Genomic DNA, 17,088 nt, shown 5'->3' with positions numbered 1-17,088 from the left:
CTGACCGCGCGGGGCGCGATTGCGCCCTGCGTCCGCCGGTGGTCCGGCACCCCCTTGAGCCTTCGAGAGCGTTATGACTCATCTGACCGATACACAAAGCTATGAGGACGAGCCGCAGCTGGGCGATTACTACGCCTTGCTCAAGCCGCGTGTGATGCAGCTGGTGGTGTTCACGGCGCTGGTGGGGATGCTGGCCGCGCCCGTGGCGGTCAACCCGGTGATCGGCTTTGCCTCGATCCTGTTTCTGGCCATCGGGGCAGGGGCGTCGGGCGCGCTGAACATGTGGTGGGATGCCGACATCGATGCGGTGATGAAACGCACCCGCAACCGGCCAATCCCTGCCGGTAAGGTATCGCCGCAGACGGCGCTTTACTTCGGTGCGGCCCTATCCGGTCTGTCGGTGATGATGCTGTCGCTCAGCGCCAATCTGCTGGCGGGGGCGATGCTGGCCTTCACCATCTTCTTCTACGTCGTGCCCTATTCCATGTGGCTCAAACGCTCGACGCCGCAGAACATCGTGATCGGTGGTGCGGCGGGGGCCTTCCCGCCGGTGATCGGCTGGATCATTGCCACGGGCGATATCGTGGTGCTGGAGCCGTGGTTGATGTTTGCGCTGATTTTCATGTGGACGCCGCCGCATTTCTGGGCGCTGGCGCTGTTCATGCGCAACGACTACGACGATGCCGCCGTGCCCATGCTGACCGTGACCCACGGGCGCAAATCCACGCGCAACCACATCCTCGGCTATACAGTGCTGCTGGTCATCCTTGCGGTCGGCACGGCGTTTACGGCCATCGGTGGCTGGATCTATCTGGCCACGGCGCTGGTGTTGAACGCGCTTTTCCTGAAAGGCGCCTACGACATCCAGCAACGCAATGAGACGATGTCGGAAGCCGACAACTTCGCCGTGGAGCGCAAATTCTTCCGCCTCTCGCTGTGGTATCTGTTTGCCCACTTTGGCGCGATCCTGCTTGAGGCGACCCTGAAACCCATCGGATTGGGAGGCTGGTAAGCCATGGCGATCAAAGCTGAACACGAAATCCACACACGCCGCCGCGGGCTGAACCTTGGCGTCGGTCTGATGCTCGGCGGGTTCGTCGTGCTGATCATGGCCCTGACGTTTGTGAAAATCACCTCGCCCGAGTTCTCTGTCCCCGCAAGCCAGGCGCAAGGCTATGGCACGCAGGTGGAGGGCAACTGATGGCGCTCACCGGCCCGCAGAAAACCGTGGCCCAGACGACCGGTGTCGTCCTGCTGATGGGGGGCCTCGCCTGGGCGTCGGTCCCGTTCTACGACTGGTTCTGCCGCGTGACCGGCTTTGGCGGCGTCACCGGCGTGTCTGACGTCGCCCCCGACGAGGTGCTGGACCAGACGGTGACCGTGCGCTTTGACGGATCGCTCAACAACCAGATGCCGTGGGAATTCACGCCTGCGCAGCGCGAGATGGAAGTGCGCATCGGAGAGACCGGTCTGGCCTTTTACGAGGCGCATAACCCCACCGACCAACCCGTCGCGGGGCAGGCCAGCTATAACGTCACGCCCTATCAGGCCGGCGCGTTCTTTCAGAAGATCGAATGCTTCTGCTTTGAAGAGCAGGTGCTGATGCCCGGCGAGACGATCCAGATGCCCGTCAGCTTCTACGTCGATCCCGAAATGGTGGACGACCGCGACGGCAAGTATATACACACCATCACGCTATCCTATACATTCTACGAAATCGATCTGCCCGAGGGGTATGCCGCCCTCGAGACGGAACCCACAACAGACCTGAACTAAGAAAAGAGATAGGGACACCGCCATGGCCCATGCAAAGAACCACGACTATCACATCCTGCCCCCGTCGATCTGGCCGCTGCTGAGCGCGCTTTTCGCCTTTGTCATGCTGGTTGGCGGCGTGATGTGGATGCACGACATCACCCCCTTCGTCTTTCTGATCGGCCTTGTCGGCACGCTGTACGTGATGTTCGCGTGGTGGGCGGCGGTCGTCGAGGAAAGCAAGATCGGCGATCACACCCCGGTGGTGCGCATCGGCCTGCGCTATGGCTTTATCCTGTTCATCATGTCCGAAGTGATGTTCTTTGCCGCGTGGTTCTGGAGCTTTTTCAAGCACGCGATCTACCCGATGGAAAACTACGTCGGCACCACCTACGAGGCGCCCACGTTCTATGCCGTTGACGCCTTTCACCTGCCGCTGATCAACACGCTGATCCTGCTGCTGTCTGGCTGCGCCGTGACATGGGCGCACCACGCGCTGGTGCACGAGGAAAACCGCACCGACCTGAAAAACGGCCTGATCATCGCGGTCGTGCTGGGGGTGCTTTTCACCGCACTTCAGGCCTATGAATATAACTACCTGCTCTACAAAGGCTGGGAGTTTGGCGGCGACGAGTTCTTCTCCAACTTCTTTATGGCCACGGGTTTCCACGGCTTCCACGTCGTCATCGGGACGCTGTTCCTTCTGGTGTGCTGGTTCCGCGCGCGGGCGGGGCATTTCACCCGCGAACGCCACGTCGGGTTCGAGGCCGCGGCCTGGTATTGGCACTTTGTTGATGTGGTCTGGCTGTTCCTGTTCTTTGCCGTCTACATCTGGGGCGTGCCGGGCTAAATCACACCGGCTTGCACCCATCGGTGCAACGGGTACAAAACGCGCGGGCGGGGCAACCTTCCCGCGCGTTTTCATTTAAGGAGAGGGACGCATGCGGCGCAGTCTGTTTTTGATCGTGATCGGCTGCGGTGGGGCGGCGATCCTGATTGGTCTGGGAATCTGGCAGATCCAGCGCCTCGCGTGGAAAGAGGGCGTGATCGCCGATATCGACGCGCGCATTGCCGCCGCCCCCGTGGACCTGCCCGCGCAGCCTGACCCGGAGGCCGACAGCTATCTGCCGGTTGCGGTGACGGGCACGATGGGCGAGGCGTATCTGCGGGTGCTGGTGAGCCAGAAGGACATAGGTGCCGGCTACCGCATCATCTCGCCCCTGCAAACGGACACCGGCACGCTGATGGTGGACCGTGGGTTCGTCGTCACCAATGCCCCGGTGCCCCCGGCGCCCGAGGGCGCGGTGACCGTCACCGGCAATCTGCAATGGCCGCAGGAGGTCGACGGGTTTACGCCCGATCCCGACCGCGACGGCAACATCTGGTTTGCTCGCGAGGTGGGCGTCATGGCCGAGGCGCTGGGCACCGATCCGGTGCTTGTCGTTGCGCGCACAACTTCGTTTAACGACGCGCCGGTGTCGCCGCTGCCGGTTGACACCAGCGCCATTCCGAACGACCACCTGCAATACGCGATCACCTGGTTCTCGCTTGCTGCGATCTGGCTGGGGATGAGCGTTGCCTTTCTGTTGCGCGCCCGGCGCGCACGCCCCTAATAGACGCGCGCGAAACGCGCACGCCCGTAATGAACGCGCGCCCGGCGCGCACGCCACTGACAACTGCGCATGACGCGCCAAGACCCGAGACCCGATCCATGCGCTATATCTCCACCCGCGGCTCCGCCCCCGATCTGAGTTTCGAAGAGGCGATGCTGACCGGGCTTGCCCGTGACGGCGGCCTTTACGTGCCCGCGCAGATCCCGACCCTCGATGCCGATACGATCCGCGCCATGGGCGGGCAAAGCTACGAAGAGATCGCGTTCACCGTCATGCGCCCCTTTATCGGCGACACCTTCACCGACGCTGAATTCCGCGATCTGATCGCCAAGGCCTACGCCGGGTTCGGCCACCCGTCGCGCGCGCCGCTGGTGGAGCTTGCTCCCAACCACTTCCTGCTTGAGCTGTTTCACGGCCCCACGCTGGCGTTCAAGGATTTCGCCATGCAGCTGATCGGCCAGATGTTCCAGCTGGCGCTTGGTCGCAAGGGGGAGCGTGTGACGATTGTCGGTGCCACCTCGGGCGATACCGGATCGGCGGCGATCGAGGCGTTCAAGGGGCTTGAGAATGTCGACGTCGTGATCCTCTACCCGCACGGGCGGGTCAGCGATGTGCAGCGCCGTCAGATGACCACGCCAAGCGAGGCCAACGTGCACGCGCTCGCCCTCGACGGGGATTTTGACGACTGTCAGGCGCGGCTCAAGGACATGTTCAACGATTTTGAATTCCGTGACGGCGTGCGCCTTGCGGGCGTGAACTCGATCAACTGGGGCCGGGTGCTGGCGCAGGTGGTCTATTACTTCTCCTCCGCCGTGTCGCTTGGCGCGCCGGACCGTGCCGTCAGCTTTACCGTGCCAACGGGCAACTTTGGCGACATCTTTGCCGGCTACATCGCCAAACGCATGGGGCTGCCCATCGACCGGCTGGTGGTCGCGACCAACCAGAACGACATTCTGCACCGCTGCCTGTCGGGGCAGGGCTATCACAAATCCGGCGTGCATCCGTCGATCAGCCCGTCGATGGATATTCAGGTCAGCTCGAATTTCGAACGCGCGCTGTTTGACGCCTACGACCGCGACGGCGGCGCGGTGAAACAGCTGATGGACGAGCTGGCGCAGGGCGGCTTTGACGTGAGCCAGGGCGCCGCAGAAGTGCTGGCAGAGCATTATGGCTCCGGTCGTGCCTCCGAAGAGGAAACATCGCAGACGATCACCGACACGCTGGCGCAGACCGGCCATCTGGTTTGTCCGCACGCCGCCGTGGGCGTGAAAGTCGCAGGCGAGCAGCGTGATCCGGCCACGCCGATGATTACGCTCGCCACCGCGCACCCGGCGAAATTCCCCGACGCGGTCGAGGCTGCGACCGGCATCCGCCCCCCGCTGCCCGCCCGTATGGCGGATCTCTTTGAGCGGGACGAACGTTTGACCCGGGTGCCCAACGATCTTGAGGCCCTCAAGACCCATATCAAAGGACTGATCGCCCAGTGAGCCTGCAAACCCATCGCCTCTCCAACGGATTCCGCGTTGTGACCGAACACATGCCGGGGCTCGCCTCTGCCTCCATCGGGGTGTGGGTGGGCGCCGGTGGGCGCCATGAGACGGCTGCGCAGAACGGCATTGCGCATTTTCTGGAACATATGGCGTTCAAGGGCACCGCGACGCGATCGGCGCTGCAAATCGCCGAGGCGATCGAGGACGTGGGCGGCTATATCAACGCCTATACCTCGCGCGAAGTCACGGCGTATTACGTGCGCGTGCTGGAAAACGACGTGCCGCTGGGGTTGGAGGTGATCGCCGATATCCTGCGCAACCCGGTGATGGACAAGGCCGAGATCGAGGTGGAGCGCGGCGTGATCCTGCAAGAGATCGGTCAGGCGCTCGACACGCCCGACGACGTGATATTCGACTGGTTGCAGGAGCAGGCCTATCCCGATCAGCCCATGGGCCGCACGATCCTTGGCCGGCGGAGCGTGTATCGGCCTTTAGCCGCAAGGATCTGACGGGGTTCATCGATCAGCACTACGGACCCGATCAGATGATCCTTGCCGCCGCCGGTGCCGTCGATCACGACGCGCTGTGCGAGATGGCCGAACGGCTGTTCGGAGATATGACGCCGCACCAGCAGGCCGAGGCGTTGCCGGCCGTCTTTGCGGGCGGGGAGCACCGGGTCATCAAACCGCTGGAGCAGGCGCATTTTGCGCTGGGGTTCGAGAGCCCCGGCTACCGTGCCGACGACATCTATGTGGCGCAGATCTATGCCTCAGCACTTGGGGGCGGCATGTCGAGCCGCCTGTTCCAGGAAGTGCGTGAAAACCGCGGGCTGTGCTACACGATCTTTGCGCAGGCGGGGGCCTACGCCGATACCGGGATGATGACCGTCTACGCGGGCACCTCCGGCGATCAGTTGCCCGAACTCGCGGGCATCACCATCGATGAGATGAAGCGCGCCGCCACCGATATGTCTCCGGCGGAAGTCGCGCGGGCGCGGGCGCAGATGAAGGCCGGGCTGCTCATGGGGCTGGAAAGCCCCAGCAACCGCGCCGAACGGCTGGCGCGCCTCATTCAGATCTGGGACCGTATTCCGCCGCTGGAAGAAACCATCGCCCAGATCGACGCGGTCACCACCGGGGACGTGCGTGATTTTGCGGGCCGCATGGCGTCTGAGGCCCCGGCGGCGATGGCGCTCTATGGTCCGGTTGAGAGCGCGCCAAGCCTTGAGGATCTGCAAAAGCGGCGCGCTGCGTAATGTTGCTTGGCCTGCGTAAACTCAGGCTGGAAACCGAGCGCATGACCCTGCGCCCGCCGGTGCACAACGATCATCGCGCCTGGGTGGCCCTGCGCAGTGAAAGCCGCGAATTCCTCACCCCGTGGGAGCCGACATGGGCGCGCGATCACCTGTCGCGGAAGGCGTTCTCCAATCGCGTCTATTGGGCCAACCGCTCGGTCAACGCGGGCACGGCGCTGCCGCTGTTCATGATCCGGCGCACAGACCAGGTTCTGCTGGGGGCGATCACGCTCGACAATATCCGGCGGGGGCCTGCGCTGGCGGGAACTTTGGGGTATTGGACGGGGGCGGCATTCGCGCGGCAAGGCTACATGCGCGAGGCGATTGAGACGGTCGTGCATTACGCTTTCAATCATCTGGATCTCAGCCGGATCGAGGCGGCGTGTTTGCCCGAAAATACCCCCTCGCGGGGGCTGCTGGAGCGGACGGGCTTCAAATACGAAGGGGTCGCGCAAAGCTATCTTCAGATTGACGGGCGCTGGCGCACCCATGTTCTGTACGCGCATCTGCGTGGCGACCGCCGGGGGAAAACGGCCGCCACGTGACGGCGCGCATCAGTTGCGGTGCGCGCGCTTGGAGCCATGGTTGTTGGCGTTGATCTGGTCATAAAGCTCCTTGGTATAGGTGCCCTGTGCGCCGTAGTTGCCGTGGAAGGGGCTGCCAAAGTGGTTCTCGTACTGCGCGCCCCAGGCCCGGTCGCGTGTGTTGGAGCCAAAGAGCGGCACGGCGGCGTTATCGGTCCAGGTCACACCGTTCTGGGTGTAGGTGGTGGCGGTGGTGCCTGCCTGCGCGGCAGAGGCGGTCAGCGCCACGCCGGTTGCGAGAATAAGGCCGGTGAAAGTTGCGAGGATCGGTTTCATTTTATGTTCCTTTCGGGGGTTGCTGTCGTTGTGAAACCGAGTTGGGCAGCCCCCCGATCCGTTCAAATGAATTGCCTGTGACGGTCCGTGATCCGCCCGAACACACCCGCGTGAGGCCGTTCGCAAACTGCCGTAAATATGGGCGCGCGCCGTGTTACAGGGGATCACGCGGGGCGCGGATATTGGCTGCCAGAAACTTTGATGCCGATCTTGTTTGGTGAATTTTCTGGGCGGTGCTAGCCTGATTGCATGATCAGATCCGTGATTTTTGCCGCCGCCCTTGCGTGTCTGCCCGGCCTTGTCGCCGCCCAGCAGACCACGCGCACGCCCTCCCATTGCCACGCGCTCGCCGATGCGACGCCGGGAATGTCCTATGTGCATCGCGCCTCGCTCACCCCCGTGGCCGAGGAAGCGGTCGATCTGCACTACGTCGCGCACGCGAGTTTCCTGATCCGAAGCCACGGCGGGCTGAATATGGTCACCGATTTCACCGGCTTCATCGGATCGACGCGCATGATCCCGGACGTGGTCACCATGAATCACGCCCACGACACCCATTGGACCTCCAACCCTGATCCGGCGATCCCGCACGTACTGCCCGGCTGGGGGCCGTTCGGGGAAGGCATCACCCATCGCCTCGATCTGGGCGAGGTGCTGGTGCGCAACGTGTCCACCGACATCCGTTCGCAATGGTCGGGGGTGGAGGAGGACGGCAATTCGATCTTCATCTTCGAGATGGCGGGCCTGTGCATCGGCCACCTTGGCCACCTGCACCATGAGCCCAACGATGAGCAATACGCAGCCATTGGGCGGCTCGATGTGGTGATGGCGCCGGTGGATGGCGGGTTCACACTCGATCAGGCGACGATGATCCGCGTGCTCAAACGTCTGCGCGCGTCCATCGTGATCCCGATGCACTGGTTCTCGCTGTTCGCGTTGGAGGATTTTCTGGAGGGGATGGCGGATGATTTCACCGTGGTACGGCTGGAGGACAGCCGCCTGACCGTGCGCCGCGACACGCTTCCCTCGCAGCCGACGATCATGGTGCTGCGCGCGGGCTATATCCGCGACGATTGACCGCTTGCAACCCCGCGCGGGGCGGTGGATCAAGGGGGATGGACCTCAACCCCGCCACCCCCGCCTTTGCTCAGACCCTCGCCGCCGCGTTGCCGGAGGGCACGATTGACACCCCCGAGGCGCGATACCTCGAAGAGCCGCGCGGGCGCTACGCGGGGCAGGCGGGTGTGCTGGCACGCCCCCGCAGCGCGCAAGAGGTCGCGACCCTGATCCGCATGGCCGGTGAGGCGCGCGTCGGCGTTGTCCCCTACGGCGGCGGTACGGGGCTGGTGGGCGGGCAGGTGGCGCCCGAGGGTGCAGCACCCCTGATCCTGTCGCTGGAGCGGATGACCGCGATCCGCGACGTGCTGCCCGAGGAAAACGTGCTGGTCGCCGAGGCCGGCGTGATCCTCGCCGATATCCAGAAGGCCGCCGAGGACGCAGGCCGTCTGTTCCCGCTGAGCCTTGCCGCCGAAGGATCCGCCCGCATCGGCGGCAATCTGGCGACGAACGCGGGCGGCACGGGCGTGCTGCGCTACGGTAACGCGCGCGATCTGTGCCTGGGTCTTGAGGCCGTGCTGCCCGATGGGCAAATCTGGCACGGGCTGACGCGGCTGCGCAAGAACAACACCGGCTACGATCTGCGCCACCTGCTGATCGGCGCCGAGGGCACGCTGGGCGTGATCACCGCCGCCGCGCTGAAACTCTCCCCGCGGCCCGCGCGCACGGGCACGGCGCTTTTGGTGATCCGCGACGCCGCCGCAGCACTTAGCCTGCTGGCGCTGGCGCGTGACCAGATGGGAGAGACCGTCAGCGCGTTTGAGCTGATCCACCGACAAGGCTTTGATTTTCTGGCGGAAACCATGCCAGAGGTGCGTATCCCCTTTGACACGATCCCCGAATGGTCCGTCCTGATCGAGGTCGGGACCTCCGCCGCGCTCGACCCGGCGCAGGCGCTTGAGGCGCTGTTTGCCGCAGCCCTCGAGGACGGGCTGGTCAGCGATGGGCTGATCGCGCAGAGCGCCCAGCAGGGGCGGGATTTCTGGACCATCCGCGAAAGCATCCCGGAGGCGAACCGGCGCATCGGCTCGGTCTCGTCACACGACATTTCCGTGCCGCTGGGCGCGATACCGGGCTTCATCGGCGAAGCGGGGGAGCGATTGGCGAAACTGGGCGATTTCCGCATCAATTGTTTCGGCCATGTGGGCGACGGCAACCTGCACTACAACGTGTTTCCGCAGCCGGGACGCAGCCGCGCCGACCACAAAAACCAGCGCGACGCGATCAAGACCTGCGTGCATGATCTGGTGCACGAACTGGGCGGCAGCGTCTCTGCCGAGCATGGCGTAGGGCGGCTGAAGGTCGGGGATCTGGAACGCTATACCGATCCGGCAAAGCTATCGGCGATGCGCGCGATCAAGGCGGCGCTGGACCCGCGTGGCATCATGAACCCCGGCGCGGTGCTGCGCGCGGTCTAGAGCCCGTCAAAGGCGCAGAGCGCCTGCACGTCCATGCCCATGGCCTCCAGCCGCTTGCGCCCACCCAGTTCGGGCAGGTCAATGATGAAGGAGGTCGATACGATTTCGGCGCCGAGCTTCTCCAGCAGCTTGATCCCCGCCTCCGCCGTGCCGCCGGTGGCGAGCAGATCGTCGACGACCAACACCCGCTCGCCGGGTTTGATCGCGTCGTCGTGGATCTCCATCGTGGCCTCGCCGTATTCCAGTTTGTAGTCCTGGCTCAGGGTCTTGCCGGGCAACTTCCCCTTCTTGCGGATGGGGACGAAACCGATGGAGAGCTGATGCGCAATCGCCCCGCCCATGATGAAGCCGCGCGCCTCAAGGCCCACGACCTTGTCGATGGCGACGCCCGCGTAGGGGTGCAGCATCTGGTCGATCGCCATGCGGAACCCGCGCGGATCGGCAAAAAGCGTCGTGACATCGCGAAACATGATCCCCTCGTGCGGGAAGTCGGGGATGGTGCGAATGTAGTCTTGGACCGATTTCATGGTGTGCTCCGGCGCAGGGTGGCTGTCAACACGCCCATCGTGACAAGCGCGGCGCCGCCCGCGCGGGTGATCCAGGCCAGGATCGAGGGCCTTGCGATCACCGTCCGCAGACGGTCGGCAGCCAGCGCGTAGGCCAAAGCGTTCAGCGCCGCAAGCCCCACGAAGCTCGCGATCAGGATTGTGAACTGCGGGGCGAGGGCGGCGTCGGGGCGGATGAACTGCGGCACGAAGGCGATGAAGAACGCGATGGATTTGGGATTGAGCGCGGTGACGGCGGCGGTATGCGTGAACACGCGGCGCGCGGTGATCGTGTCGGTCTGTGGCACGCTCAGCCCGGTCGTGGGGGCGGAGCGGATGAGCTTGATCCCGAGCCAGATGAGATAGGCGGCACCGATCCATTTGAGAATCGTGAACGCCGTGGCGGAGGCCAGCACCAGCGCGCCCAGCCCCGCAAGCGAGGCGTTCATGGCGATCAGATCGCCCACCGCAACCCCCGCGGCAGAGGCGAGCGCGACCGAGCGCCCCTTGCTCAGCGCATAGCTCAGGACCAGCAGAACCGTCGGTCCGGGGATGAGCAGCAGCGCCGTGGAGGCGGCAAGAAACGTGAGCCAGAGGTCAAAGGGCATGGGCGGGATCCTTAAGCTGGGGGGTAGTGGCGCCGGAGCGCCATGATATCCTGTTCGCCCAGTCTTTTCAGTCTGTTATCGGCATTCTGCGACAGGATGGAACGGCTGCGGTAATAGGGGTTTTCGATGTCGGTGATGAGGCCGAGCGCCTGCATGATTTCTTCGAGCATGACGGATTCGTATTGGCGCCGGGTCATGGTGTTCGAGAACGCGATATGGGCGCGCTCGATGGTACCCGCGCGGACCGTGAGGCGGGTGAGCGCGTTGGCAAGCGTCAGCCCGTCGAGCGGGGTGCCGGTGCCCTGCATCTGCGCTCCGCGCGGGGTGTCGAGCAGGTGAATGGCGATGTCGGGGGTATCGTCGGAGGCGTTCAGCTGCACGGCCATGCCGGTGGCGTTGAGGCGCTGGATGGCGCGTTCGACCGAGGCTTCCGCGCGCTTGAGCTTGCCGCCCAGATAGGCGGGATCGCGGGTCACAAGCCCCACGGTGACGACGGATTTTCCCCATCTTATGAAAGGCTTGGCGCAGGGTTGATCCGGCGGAGCCGCACAGGCGACAAGCCGGTAGAACGCGGTATCGTCGAGGGGGCCCTCGCTGCGCACGGCGTCCTGCGCCTGCGCCGCCCCCGCCGCCAGAATGAGCGCCGCGCGGATCAGAGCATCCGGCCCGCGACGGCGTCAAGCTTGGCCATCAGCGCGGGGTCGCGCGCGCCTTCCTGGGTCAGGATCGCGTATTCCAGCGCGCGGTCGCATCCGTGCGGGCAGGGCGCGCGGTCGGCACCCAGAAGGGCGGGCAGGCGGCGCACCAGATCGCGGCCCTTCTCGGCGTTGCCCATCAAAGTTTTAATGATTTCAGTAACATCCACCTCGCCATGATCGGGGTGCCAGCTGTCGTAATCGGTGATCATCGCGACGGAGGCATAGCACAGCTCGGCCTCGCGGGCGAGTTTCGCCTCGGGCATGTTGGTCATGCCGATGACATCCGCGCCCCAGCTTTCGCGGTACATCCTGGATTCGGCGAGGGTGGAGAATTGCGGGCCTTCCATCGCCAGATAGGTGCCGCCGTCGTGCACGGTGATGCCCGCGTCGCGCGCGGCCTCAAGGCAAGCTGCGCCAAGGCGCGGGCAGGTGGGGTGGGCGACGCTGACATGGGCCACGCAGCCGGTGCCGAAAAACGATTTTTCGCGGGCAAAGGTGCGGTCAATGAATTGATCTACAATGACAAAATCGCCCGGCGCCATCTCATCACGGAAGCTGCCGCAGGCGGAGACAGAGATCACATCGGTGCAGCCGATCCGCTTGAGCGCGTCGATATTCGCGCGGTAGGGCACGGTACTGGGGGAGTGCACATGGCCGCGCCCGTGCCGCGGCAGGAACGCCATCTCGACCCCGTCGAGCGTGCCCGTGAGGATCGCGTCGGAGGGCGCGCCCCAAGGGGTTTTCACGGTGACCCATTCGGCCCCCTGCAACCCGTCGATGTCGTAAATGCCGGAGCCGCCGATCACGGCGATTTTTGTGGCGGTCATGGGAGCCCTCATCTGCAAATCAGCCGCGATGGTGGCCCCGGCGCGCGGCGATTGCAACCGGTCAGACGCTATACACGGGGCGTACACCACGCGTGCACAGCGCGTATGCGCCGCAGTGCGGCGTGGCGCGCGGGGTTTCCATTGCTGTGATGCCTTGATAGGGGAGCGCAAACTCCCCGCAGATCCCCGCAAGGAACCTCTTCCCATGGCGCGCAGTGTCTTTCGTTCGTTCACCGAAAATCTGACCCCCCGAAACCTCGATGTGACCGATCTGCGGTGGATGGGGGAGGATGGGTTTTCCGTCGGGCGGATGCGGATCGAGTTGCTGTCGGGTCTGACGGTGGCGCTGGCACTGGTGCCCGAGGCGGTGGCGTTCGCCTTTGTCGCGGGGGTGCACCCGCTGGTGGGGCTCTATGCGGCATTCATCGTGGGGCTGATCACGGCGCTGATCGGCGGCCGGCCCGGCATGATCTCGGGCGCGACGGGGGCGCTGGCGGTGGTCATGGTGGCGCTGGTGAGCCAGCACGGGGTGGAATACCTGTTTGCGACCGTGGTGCTGATGGGTCTGTTGCAGATCTTTGCCGGCGTGATGCAATGGGGAAAATTCATTCGGCTGGTGCCGCATCCGGTGATGCTGGGATTTGTGAACGGTCTGGCGATCGTGATTTTTCTGGCGCAGCTGGGGCAGTTCAAGGTGCCGGGCACCATGGTCGATACCGGGCACGGCATGGGCGGGGGCGAATGGCTGTCCGGTCTGCCGCTGGCGCTGATGCTGACGCTGGTTGCGGCAACCATGGCGATCATCTGGGTGATGCCGCGCATCACCAAGCTGGTGCCGGCACCGCTGGCAGGCATCGGGATTGTTGCGGCGGTCGTGATCTTTACCGGGATGGACGTGCCGCGCGTGGGCGATCTGGCCTCGATCCAGGGCGGGTTGCCGTCGTTCCACAATCCGTTCGGCACCGGCGTGGGGCTCTACGGGACGATGCTGGCGCCGCTGACCCTTGAGACCTTCTATATCATCCTGCCCTACGCTGTGATTTTGGCCGCGATTGGTCTGATCGAAAGCCTGCTGACGCTGAACCTCGTGGGCGACATGACCAACCAGCGCGGCGGTGCTAGTCAGGAATGCGTGGCGCAGGGTGTGGCCAATACCGTCACCGGTTTCTTTGGCGGCATGGGGGGCTGTGCGATGATCGGCCAGTCGATGATCAACGTGAAATCGGGCGGGCGCACCCGCGTGGCCGGGATCGCGGCGGCGGTGTTCCTGTTGCTGTTCATCGTGGTGGCCGCCCCGCTGATCGAGCTTATTCCGTTGGCGGCGCTTGTGGGCGTGATGTTCATGGTGGTGATCGGCACCTTTGCCTGGAACAGCCTGACCATCCTGCGCAAGGTGCCGCTGATGGATGCGTTCGTGATCCTGCTGGTGACGGTCGTGACCGTTTACAAGGATCTGGCGGTGGCGGTGGTCGTCGGCGTGATCGTCAGCGCGCTGGCCTATGCATGGAACAACGCGCGCCGGATCTACGCCAAGACCCATATCACCCCCGAGGGCGCCAAGATCTACGAGGTGCAGGGGCCGCTGTTCTTTGGCTCTGCCGACGGGTTTGCGGAGCTGTTCGACGTGCGGGGCGATCCGATGGAAGTAATCGTGGATTTCGAGGGCAGCCGGGTCGTGGATCAATCCGCGCTTCAGGCGATCGAGGCGATTGCGGGCAAATACGAGGACGCGGGCAAGCGGTTGCAGCTGCGCCATCTGAGCCGCGATTGCCATGCGTTGCTGACCAAGGCCGGGCACCTGATGGTCGACAGCGACGATGACCCCGAATACCAACTGGCGGTGAATTATCAGGTCCGCACCGGGGTTCTGGGCGGGCACTGACGCAAACGCGCCACGCTTTTCGCGGGCGCGCGGGGCCGTGCCCTTGCCACGACAGGGGCGTGCGCGCTACCCTCGTGCGGAGGTTGTAGCACGCGCAGACGTGTGACCGGCGGCAAGGGCAAGACATGCGAACACATCCCATCCCCTTTAACGAGGAATCCCGCGTGCGTGCCGTGCGCGAGGTGCCCGGGCTTACCCGTGAGAACCACGCGGTATTCGATGCCATCTGCGAGGCGGCGGCGGCGTTGCTGGAGTGCCCCATCGCGCATATCAGCGTCGTGGAGGAAGCGACGCAGTGGTATAAATCCGTCATCGGGATCGAACTGGGCGAGATGCCCAAGAACAATTCCTTCTGCACCCACACGATCATGTCGGACGCGCCCATGGTGGTGCCGGATCTGAGCGCCGAGGCGCGGTTTGCCGAGCATCCGATGGTCGCCGCTGGCGGGCCGCAGGCGCGGTTTTACGCGGGCGTGCCGCTGGTGCTGTCGTCGGGGTTCCGCTTTGGCAGCCTGTGCGCGCTGGATCTGGCGCCCCATGGCGCGCCGGACGACCGGCAGATGACGGTGCTGCGGCATCTGGGCGATGCGGTCGTTGCGGCGCTGGAGAAACCCGTGCCCGGCCCCGCCGCTCCGCCACCGTCTGAGGCGCACCGCAATTTCCTGACGCTGGTGGGCCACGAGCTGCGCACGCCGCTGACGGTGATGCGGGGCGCCTTGCAGCTGATCGAGGCGCGGCTGGACGATCCGATCAACACCACGCTCGCCAGCTCTGCGCGCAAATCCACCGAGCATCTGACCGATCTGGTTGAAACGATCCTGCGCTACAGCGATGTCAGCACGGGCGATCTGTCGCTGCACGAGGGACCGGTGGATATGAAGGCGCTTTTGGAGCGGTTGTATCTGGCCCATGTGACCAGCGTCGATGAGGTCAACAAGCTGCTCGACCGGCCCGAATGCCGGTTGCCGGAACCGCTTGTCGTGGACGAGGGGCATCTGCGCATCTCGATCACGTCGCTGTTGCTGAACGCGGTGCTGCACGGGGGCGATCACATCCGCATTGCCGCGGGCCTCAACACCGATGGCAACGTAGAGATCACCGTGCACGACAATGGCGCGATGGCCGAAGGTGTCGAGATCGACGCGCTCTATGCGCCGTTCTCTGTCGCGGGGGGGATGTCATACGGCGCGGCAGCCACGGCGGGCTGGGCCTTGGCCTGCCGCTGACGCGCAAGCTGGTAGAGCTGCACGGCGGCGAGCTGGAGATCGAAGCGGCGCCCACGGGCACCACCGCGCGCGTCCGCCTGCCCAAATGGCGCCGCCAGATGCCGCAGTAGTCAGTCGTCGGGACGGGCCATCGAAAACACCTCGCGCACGGCGGTGTAATCGCGATATCCCAGACGGCTGAGAGGTTCGTATTTGGTCACGTCGAACATCCCGTCCACAAGGCAGTCGTCGCGCAGATGCACGCCGATGACCTCGCCAAAGCAGACATAGTTCGTCTCGCCCTCGATCTTGACGATCTGCGTCATGCGGCATTCGAGGGCGGCGGGCGCGCCTTTGACCCGCGCGCAAGCGATCTCGCTGCACTCTTCGCGCTCAAGACCGGCGTGGGCGAATTCATCGGTGCCGTGCGGCAGCATCTTGGCCGAGGCATTCATCGCCTCGCGGGCCGCGTATTCGACGATATTCACGCAGAAAACCCCGGTGTTGCGGATGTTGAGCATGCTGTCCTTGGTGCCGTCGGCGTCGTCCTTCACGCCGGTTGAGGCGAACATGACCTGCGGCGGCGTATAGGCCACACCGTTGAAAAACGAATAGGGCGCAAGATTGTCGCGCCCCTGTGCGTCGCGGGTCGAGATCCAGCCGATGGGCCGGGGAGTCACGACGGCGTTGAACGGGTTATGCGGCAGGCCGTGGCCGTCGGCGGGGCGGTAGAACATGGGTCTCTCCTTGCAAGCGTTGAGCCTTAGCTAGCGCCATGCTACGCGGCTTTCCAGCAGTTAACCGCCCGTCAAAGGACCGCGCGCGCCCATGTATGAGCTTCGCCCCGAGGTGCCGGACGATCATTGGGAGGTCGAGGCGCTGTATGATACCTGCTTTGCGCCGGGCCGCACGGCGCTGTCGTCGTACCGTCTGCGCGAGGGGCGCGACCCTGTGACGGGGCTGTCGCTGGTGGCGCGCGATGAAAGCGGGATACTGGGCGGGGCGATCCGCTATTGGTCGGTCAGCGTGGGCGGGGCGGCGGCGCTGCTGCTGGGGCCGGTGGCCGTACACCCCACGCGGCAGGGCGAAGGACTGGGTGCGCTGCTCATTGCCAGCTCGCTGGAGCGCGCAGCACCCCTGGGATGGACCCGCGTGATGCTGGTAGGGGATGCGCCCTATTACGGGCGCTACGGGTTTACCCGGCTCGACGGGGTCGAGATGCCGCCGCCCACAAACCCCGACCGCGTTCTGGGCCGCGCGCTGCTGCCCGGTGCGTGGGACAGGGTACGCGGCGCGGTGCATCCGGGCTAGGGGCCGGTGCCGCCCTGTCACCGACACGCGTGCTGATCCATCTTCCGCGCGGGTGCCATGTGTCCCTTTGCCATGAACCAATGGACCACGGCGTTTGATCTGTGGGCCTCTGGCTGCGCCCCGTCGTTGCAGTGATCTACGGGAGGCCGAACCGCTCCTGTCCTGCGCCGGGACAACACATGACGCCCGAAGGCTGCCGGCGTGCTCAATCACAGGGATCCGGAGACTGGCAAGATGTCCATGGGCGCCCCCAACAAAAACCGTGCTTCGGAGTGTTAGGCCTACAGCCGCAAGGCTTTGGCGTGGCGGCTGTAGGCCTTCGAGACGGGTTCAGAAATGCGGGCTGGGATTAGTAAGTGGCTGACCCATTACAACGCAGAACGCCCCCACTCTACACACGGCATATTGGCCCCCGATGAAGCCTATGAGCGCAAAACACAACCGATGAGAATGGCAGCCTAAATCA

At 64.7% G+C, this 17,088-nt stretch carries 19 protein-coding genes and 2 pseudogenes; 15 read left to right on the top strand and 6 right to left on the bottom strand.

Features of this window, described 5'->3' with window-relative positions; translation table 11 throughout:
- The first annotated feature begins 73 nt into the window (after positions 1–73).
- From KDD17_RS09840 to KDD17_RS09805, 8 genes and pseudogenes are all read left to right on the top strand, one after another.
- On the top strand, positions 74–1,012 hold the full coding sequence (locus KDD17_RS09840) for a heme o synthase (protein ID WP_212703505.1): 939 nt from the start codon (positions 74–76) through the stop codon (positions 1,010–1,012).
- A gap of 3 nt (positions 1,013–1,015) precedes the next feature.
- Entirely contained in the window at positions 1,016–1,201 is a 186-nt protein-coding gene (locus KDD17_RS09835; protein ID WP_212703504.1) for a cytochrome C oxidase assembly protein, read from the top strand.
- On the top strand, positions 1,201–1,776 hold the full coding sequence (locus tag KDD17_RS09830; protein WP_212703503.1) for a cytochrome c oxidase assembly protein: 576 nt from the start codon (positions 1,201–1,203) through the stop codon (positions 1,774–1,776). Before KDD17_RS09835 ends, KDD17_RS09830 begins: the two co-directional genes overlap by 1 nt.
- A 22-nt stretch (positions 1,777–1,798) precedes the next feature.
- The gene (locus tag KDD17_RS09825; RefSeq protein WP_212703502.1) at positions 1,799–2,605 is read left to right on the top strand and encodes a cytochrome c oxidase subunit 3; all 807 of its coding nucleotides are present in this window, start codon (positions 1,799–1,801) and stop codon (positions 2,603–2,605) included.
- Between the two features lie 91 nt (positions 2,606–2,696).
- Positions 2,697–3,368 carry an SURF1 family protein gene (locus tag KDD17_RS09820; protein WP_212703501.1) on the top strand — a complete coding sequence of 224 codons (672 nt, stop codon included), beginning with the start codon at positions 2,697–2,699 and terminating at the stop codon, positions 3,366–3,368.
- 98 nt (positions 3,369–3,466) lie between these two features.
- The gene (gene thrC, locus KDD17_RS09815; RefSeq protein WP_212706201.1) at positions 3,467–4,855 is read left to right on the top strand and encodes a threonine synthase; all 1,389 of its coding nucleotides are present in this window, start codon (positions 3,467–3,469) and stop codon (positions 4,853–4,855) included.
- Positions 4,852–6,113: pseudogene (locus KDD17_RS09810) on the top strand (M16 family metallopeptidase). The gene thrC and the pseudogene KDD17_RS09810 overlap by 4 nt, the downstream one beginning before the upstream one ends.
- Complete coding sequence (locus KDD17_RS09805; RefSeq protein WP_212703500.1) at positions 6,113–6,697, top strand: GNAT family N-acetyltransferase; 585 nt, start codon at positions 6,113–6,115, stop codon at positions 6,695–6,697. Before KDD17_RS09810 ends, KDD17_RS09805 begins: the two are co-directional and overlap by 1 nt.
- A gap of 9 nt (positions 6,698–6,706) precedes the next feature.
- Here KDD17_RS09805 and KDD17_RS09800 read toward each other — a convergent pair whose 3' ends face one another.
- Complete coding sequence (locus tag KDD17_RS09800) at positions 6,707–7,012, bottom strand: hypothetical protein (protein ID WP_212703499.1); 306 nt, start codon at positions 7,010–7,012, stop codon at positions 6,707–6,709.
- Between the two features lie 249 nt (positions 7,013–7,261).
- Between KDD17_RS09800 and KDD17_RS09795 the strand changes: the two genes are divergently transcribed.
- Complete coding sequence (locus KDD17_RS09795; protein WP_212703498.1) at positions 7,262–8,089, top strand: MBL fold metallo-hydrolase; 828 nt, start codon at positions 7,262–7,264, stop codon at positions 8,087–8,089.
- A gap of 38 nt (positions 8,090–8,127) precedes the next feature.
- The gene (locus tag KDD17_RS09790) at positions 8,128–9,546 is read left to right on the top strand and encodes an FAD-binding oxidoreductase (RefSeq protein WP_212703497.1); all 1,419 of its coding nucleotides are present in this window, start codon (positions 8,128–8,130) and stop codon (positions 9,544–9,546) included.
- Here KDD17_RS09790 and KDD17_RS09785 read toward each other — a convergent pair.
- The 4 genes from KDD17_RS09785 to KDD17_RS09770 are packed head-to-tail and all read right to left on the bottom strand — an operon-like array spanning position 9,543 to position 12,224.
- Complete coding sequence (locus tag KDD17_RS09785; RefSeq protein WP_212703496.1) at positions 9,543–10,073, bottom strand: adenine phosphoribosyltransferase; 531 nt, start codon at positions 10,071–10,073, stop codon at positions 9,543–9,545. The genes KDD17_RS09790 and KDD17_RS09785 overlap by 4 nt on opposite strands.
- Positions 10,070–10,699 (bottom strand): LysE family translocator, encoded by a 630-nt coding sequence (locus KDD17_RS09780; protein WP_212703495.1) that lies wholly within the window; start codon positions 10,697–10,699, stop codon positions 10,070–10,072. Before KDD17_RS09780 ends, KDD17_RS09785 begins: the two co-directional genes overlap by 4 nt.
- Positions 10,700–10,710: 11 nt before the next feature.
- Positions 10,711–11,301 (bottom strand): DUF2927 domain-containing protein, encoded by a 591-nt coding sequence (locus KDD17_RS09775; protein WP_212703494.1) that lies wholly within the window; start codon positions 11,299–11,301, stop codon positions 10,711–10,713.
- A 50-nt stretch (positions 11,302–11,351) separates the two neighbouring features.
- Complete coding sequence (locus KDD17_RS09770) at positions 11,352–12,224, bottom strand: S-methyl-5'-thioadenosine phosphorylase (RefSeq protein ID WP_212703493.1); 873 nt, start codon at positions 12,222–12,224, stop codon at positions 11,352–11,354.
- A 205-nt stretch (positions 12,225–12,429) separates the two neighbouring features.
- On the opposite strand from KDD17_RS09770, the gene KDD17_RS09765 reads away from it, so the two are divergent.
- The 3 genes from KDD17_RS09765 to KDD17_RS18845 all read left to right on the top strand — a co-directional run bounded on the left by KDD17_RS09765 (position 12,430) and on the right by KDD17_RS18845 (position 15,442).
- Positions 12,430–14,106, top strand: a complete 1,677-nt coding sequence (locus tag KDD17_RS09765) for a SulP family inorganic anion transporter (RefSeq protein WP_212703492.1) — start codon at positions 12,430–12,432, stop codon at positions 14,104–14,106.
- Positions 14,107–14,231: 125 nt separating this feature from the next.
- Positions 14,232–15,332 (top strand): GAF domain-containing sensor histidine kinase, encoded by a 1,101-nt coding sequence (locus KDD17_RS09760; RefSeq protein WP_254796765.1) that lies wholly within the window; start codon positions 14,232–14,234, stop codon positions 15,330–15,332.
- Positions 15,287–15,442 carry an ATP-binding protein gene (locus KDD17_RS18845; RefSeq protein WP_254796954.1) on the top strand — a complete coding sequence of 52 codons (156 nt, stop codon included), beginning with the start codon at positions 15,287–15,289 and terminating at the stop codon, positions 15,440–15,442. Before KDD17_RS09760 ends, KDD17_RS18845 begins: the two co-directional genes overlap by 46 nt.
- Here KDD17_RS18845 and KDD17_RS09755 read toward each other — a convergent pair whose 3' ends face one another.
- Positions 15,443–16,048, bottom strand: coding sequence for a flavin reductase family protein (locus tag KDD17_RS09755; RefSeq protein WP_212703491.1), 606 nt, complete (start codon positions 16,046–16,048; stop codon positions 15,443–15,445).
- 91 nt (positions 16,049–16,139) lie between these two features.
- Here KDD17_RS09755 and KDD17_RS09750 point away from each other — a divergent pair, with 91 nt between their 5' ends.
- Positions 16,140–16,622: a GNAT family N-acetyltransferase gene (locus KDD17_RS09750; RefSeq protein ID WP_212703490.1), complete on the top strand. Its 483-nt coding sequence runs from the start codon at positions 16,140–16,142 to the stop codon at positions 16,620–16,622.
- Positions 16,623–16,937: 315 nt separating this feature from the next.
- Positions 16,938–17,084, top strand: a pseudogene (locus tag KDD17_RS18840) (integrase core domain-containing protein); the annotation flags it as partial.
- Between the last annotated feature and the right edge of the window lie 4 nt (positions 17,085–17,088).

Source organism: Sulfitobacter albidus (assembly GCF_018200035.1).
GTDB lineage: Bacteria > Pseudomonadota > Alphaproteobacteria > Rhodobacterales > Rhodobacteraceae > Sulfitobacter > Sulfitobacter albidus.
This window is presented reverse-complemented; position numbering and strand designations above follow the sequence as displayed.

Coding starts and splice junctions, on each gene's coding strand:
- KDD17_RS09825 (WP_212703502.1), top strand. CDS start 1,799: ATGGCCCATGCAAAGAACCACGACTATCACATCCTGCCCCCGTCGATC.
- KDD17_RS09800 (WP_212703499.1), bottom strand. CDS start 7,012: ATGAAACCGATCCTCGCAACTTTCACCGGCCTTATTCTCGCAACCGGC.
- thrC (WP_212706201.1), top strand. CDS start 3,467: ATGCGCTATATCTCCACCCGCGGCTCCGCCCCCGATCTGAGTTTCGAA.
- KDD17_RS09785 (WP_212703496.1), bottom strand. CDS start 10,073: ATGAAATCGGTCCAAGACTACATTCGCACCATCCCCGACTTCCCGCAC.
- KDD17_RS09795 (WP_212703498.1), top strand. CDS start 7,262: ATGATCAGATCCGTGATTTTTGCCGCCGCCCTTGCGTGTCTGCCCGGC.
- KDD17_RS09840 (WP_212703505.1), top strand. CDS start 74: ATGACTCATCTGACCGATACACAAAGCTATGAGGACGAGCCGCAGCTG.
- KDD17_RS09835 (WP_212703504.1), top strand. CDS start 1,016: ATGGCGATCAAAGCTGAACACGAAATCCACACACGCCGCCGCGGGCTG.
- KDD17_RS09760 (WP_254796765.1), top strand. CDS start 14,232: ATGCGAACACATCCCATCCCCTTTAACGAGGAATCCCGCGTGCGTGCC.
- KDD17_RS09790 (WP_212703497.1), top strand. CDS start 8,128: ATGGACCTCAACCCCGCCACCCCCGCCTTTGCTCAGACCCTCGCCGCC.
- KDD17_RS09750 (WP_212703490.1), top strand. CDS start 16,140: ATGTATGAGCTTCGCCCCGAGGTGCCGGACGATCATTGGGAGGTCGAG.
- KDD17_RS09770 (WP_212703493.1), bottom strand. CDS start 12,224: ATGACCGCCACAAAAATCGCCGTGATCGGCGGCTCCGGCATTTACGAC.
- KDD17_RS09805 (WP_212703500.1), top strand. CDS start 6,113: ATGTTGCTTGGCCTGCGTAAACTCAGGCTGGAAACCGAGCGCATGACC.
- KDD17_RS09780 (WP_212703495.1), bottom strand. CDS start 10,699: ATGCCCTTTGACCTCTGGCTCACGTTTCTTGCCGCCTCCACGGCGCTG.
- KDD17_RS09830 (WP_212703503.1), top strand. CDS start 1,201: ATGGCGCTCACCGGCCCGCAGAAAACCGTGGCCCAGACGACCGGTGTC.
- KDD17_RS09765 (WP_212703492.1), top strand. CDS start 12,430: ATGGCGCGCAGTGTCTTTCGTTCGTTCACCGAAAATCTGACCCCCCGA.
- KDD17_RS09820 (WP_212703501.1), top strand. CDS start 2,697: ATGCGGCGCAGTCTGTTTTTGATCGTGATCGGCTGCGGTGGGGCGGCG.
- KDD17_RS09755 (WP_212703491.1), bottom strand. CDS start 16,048: ATGTTCTACCGCCCCGCCGACGGCCACGGCCTGCCGCATAACCCGTTC.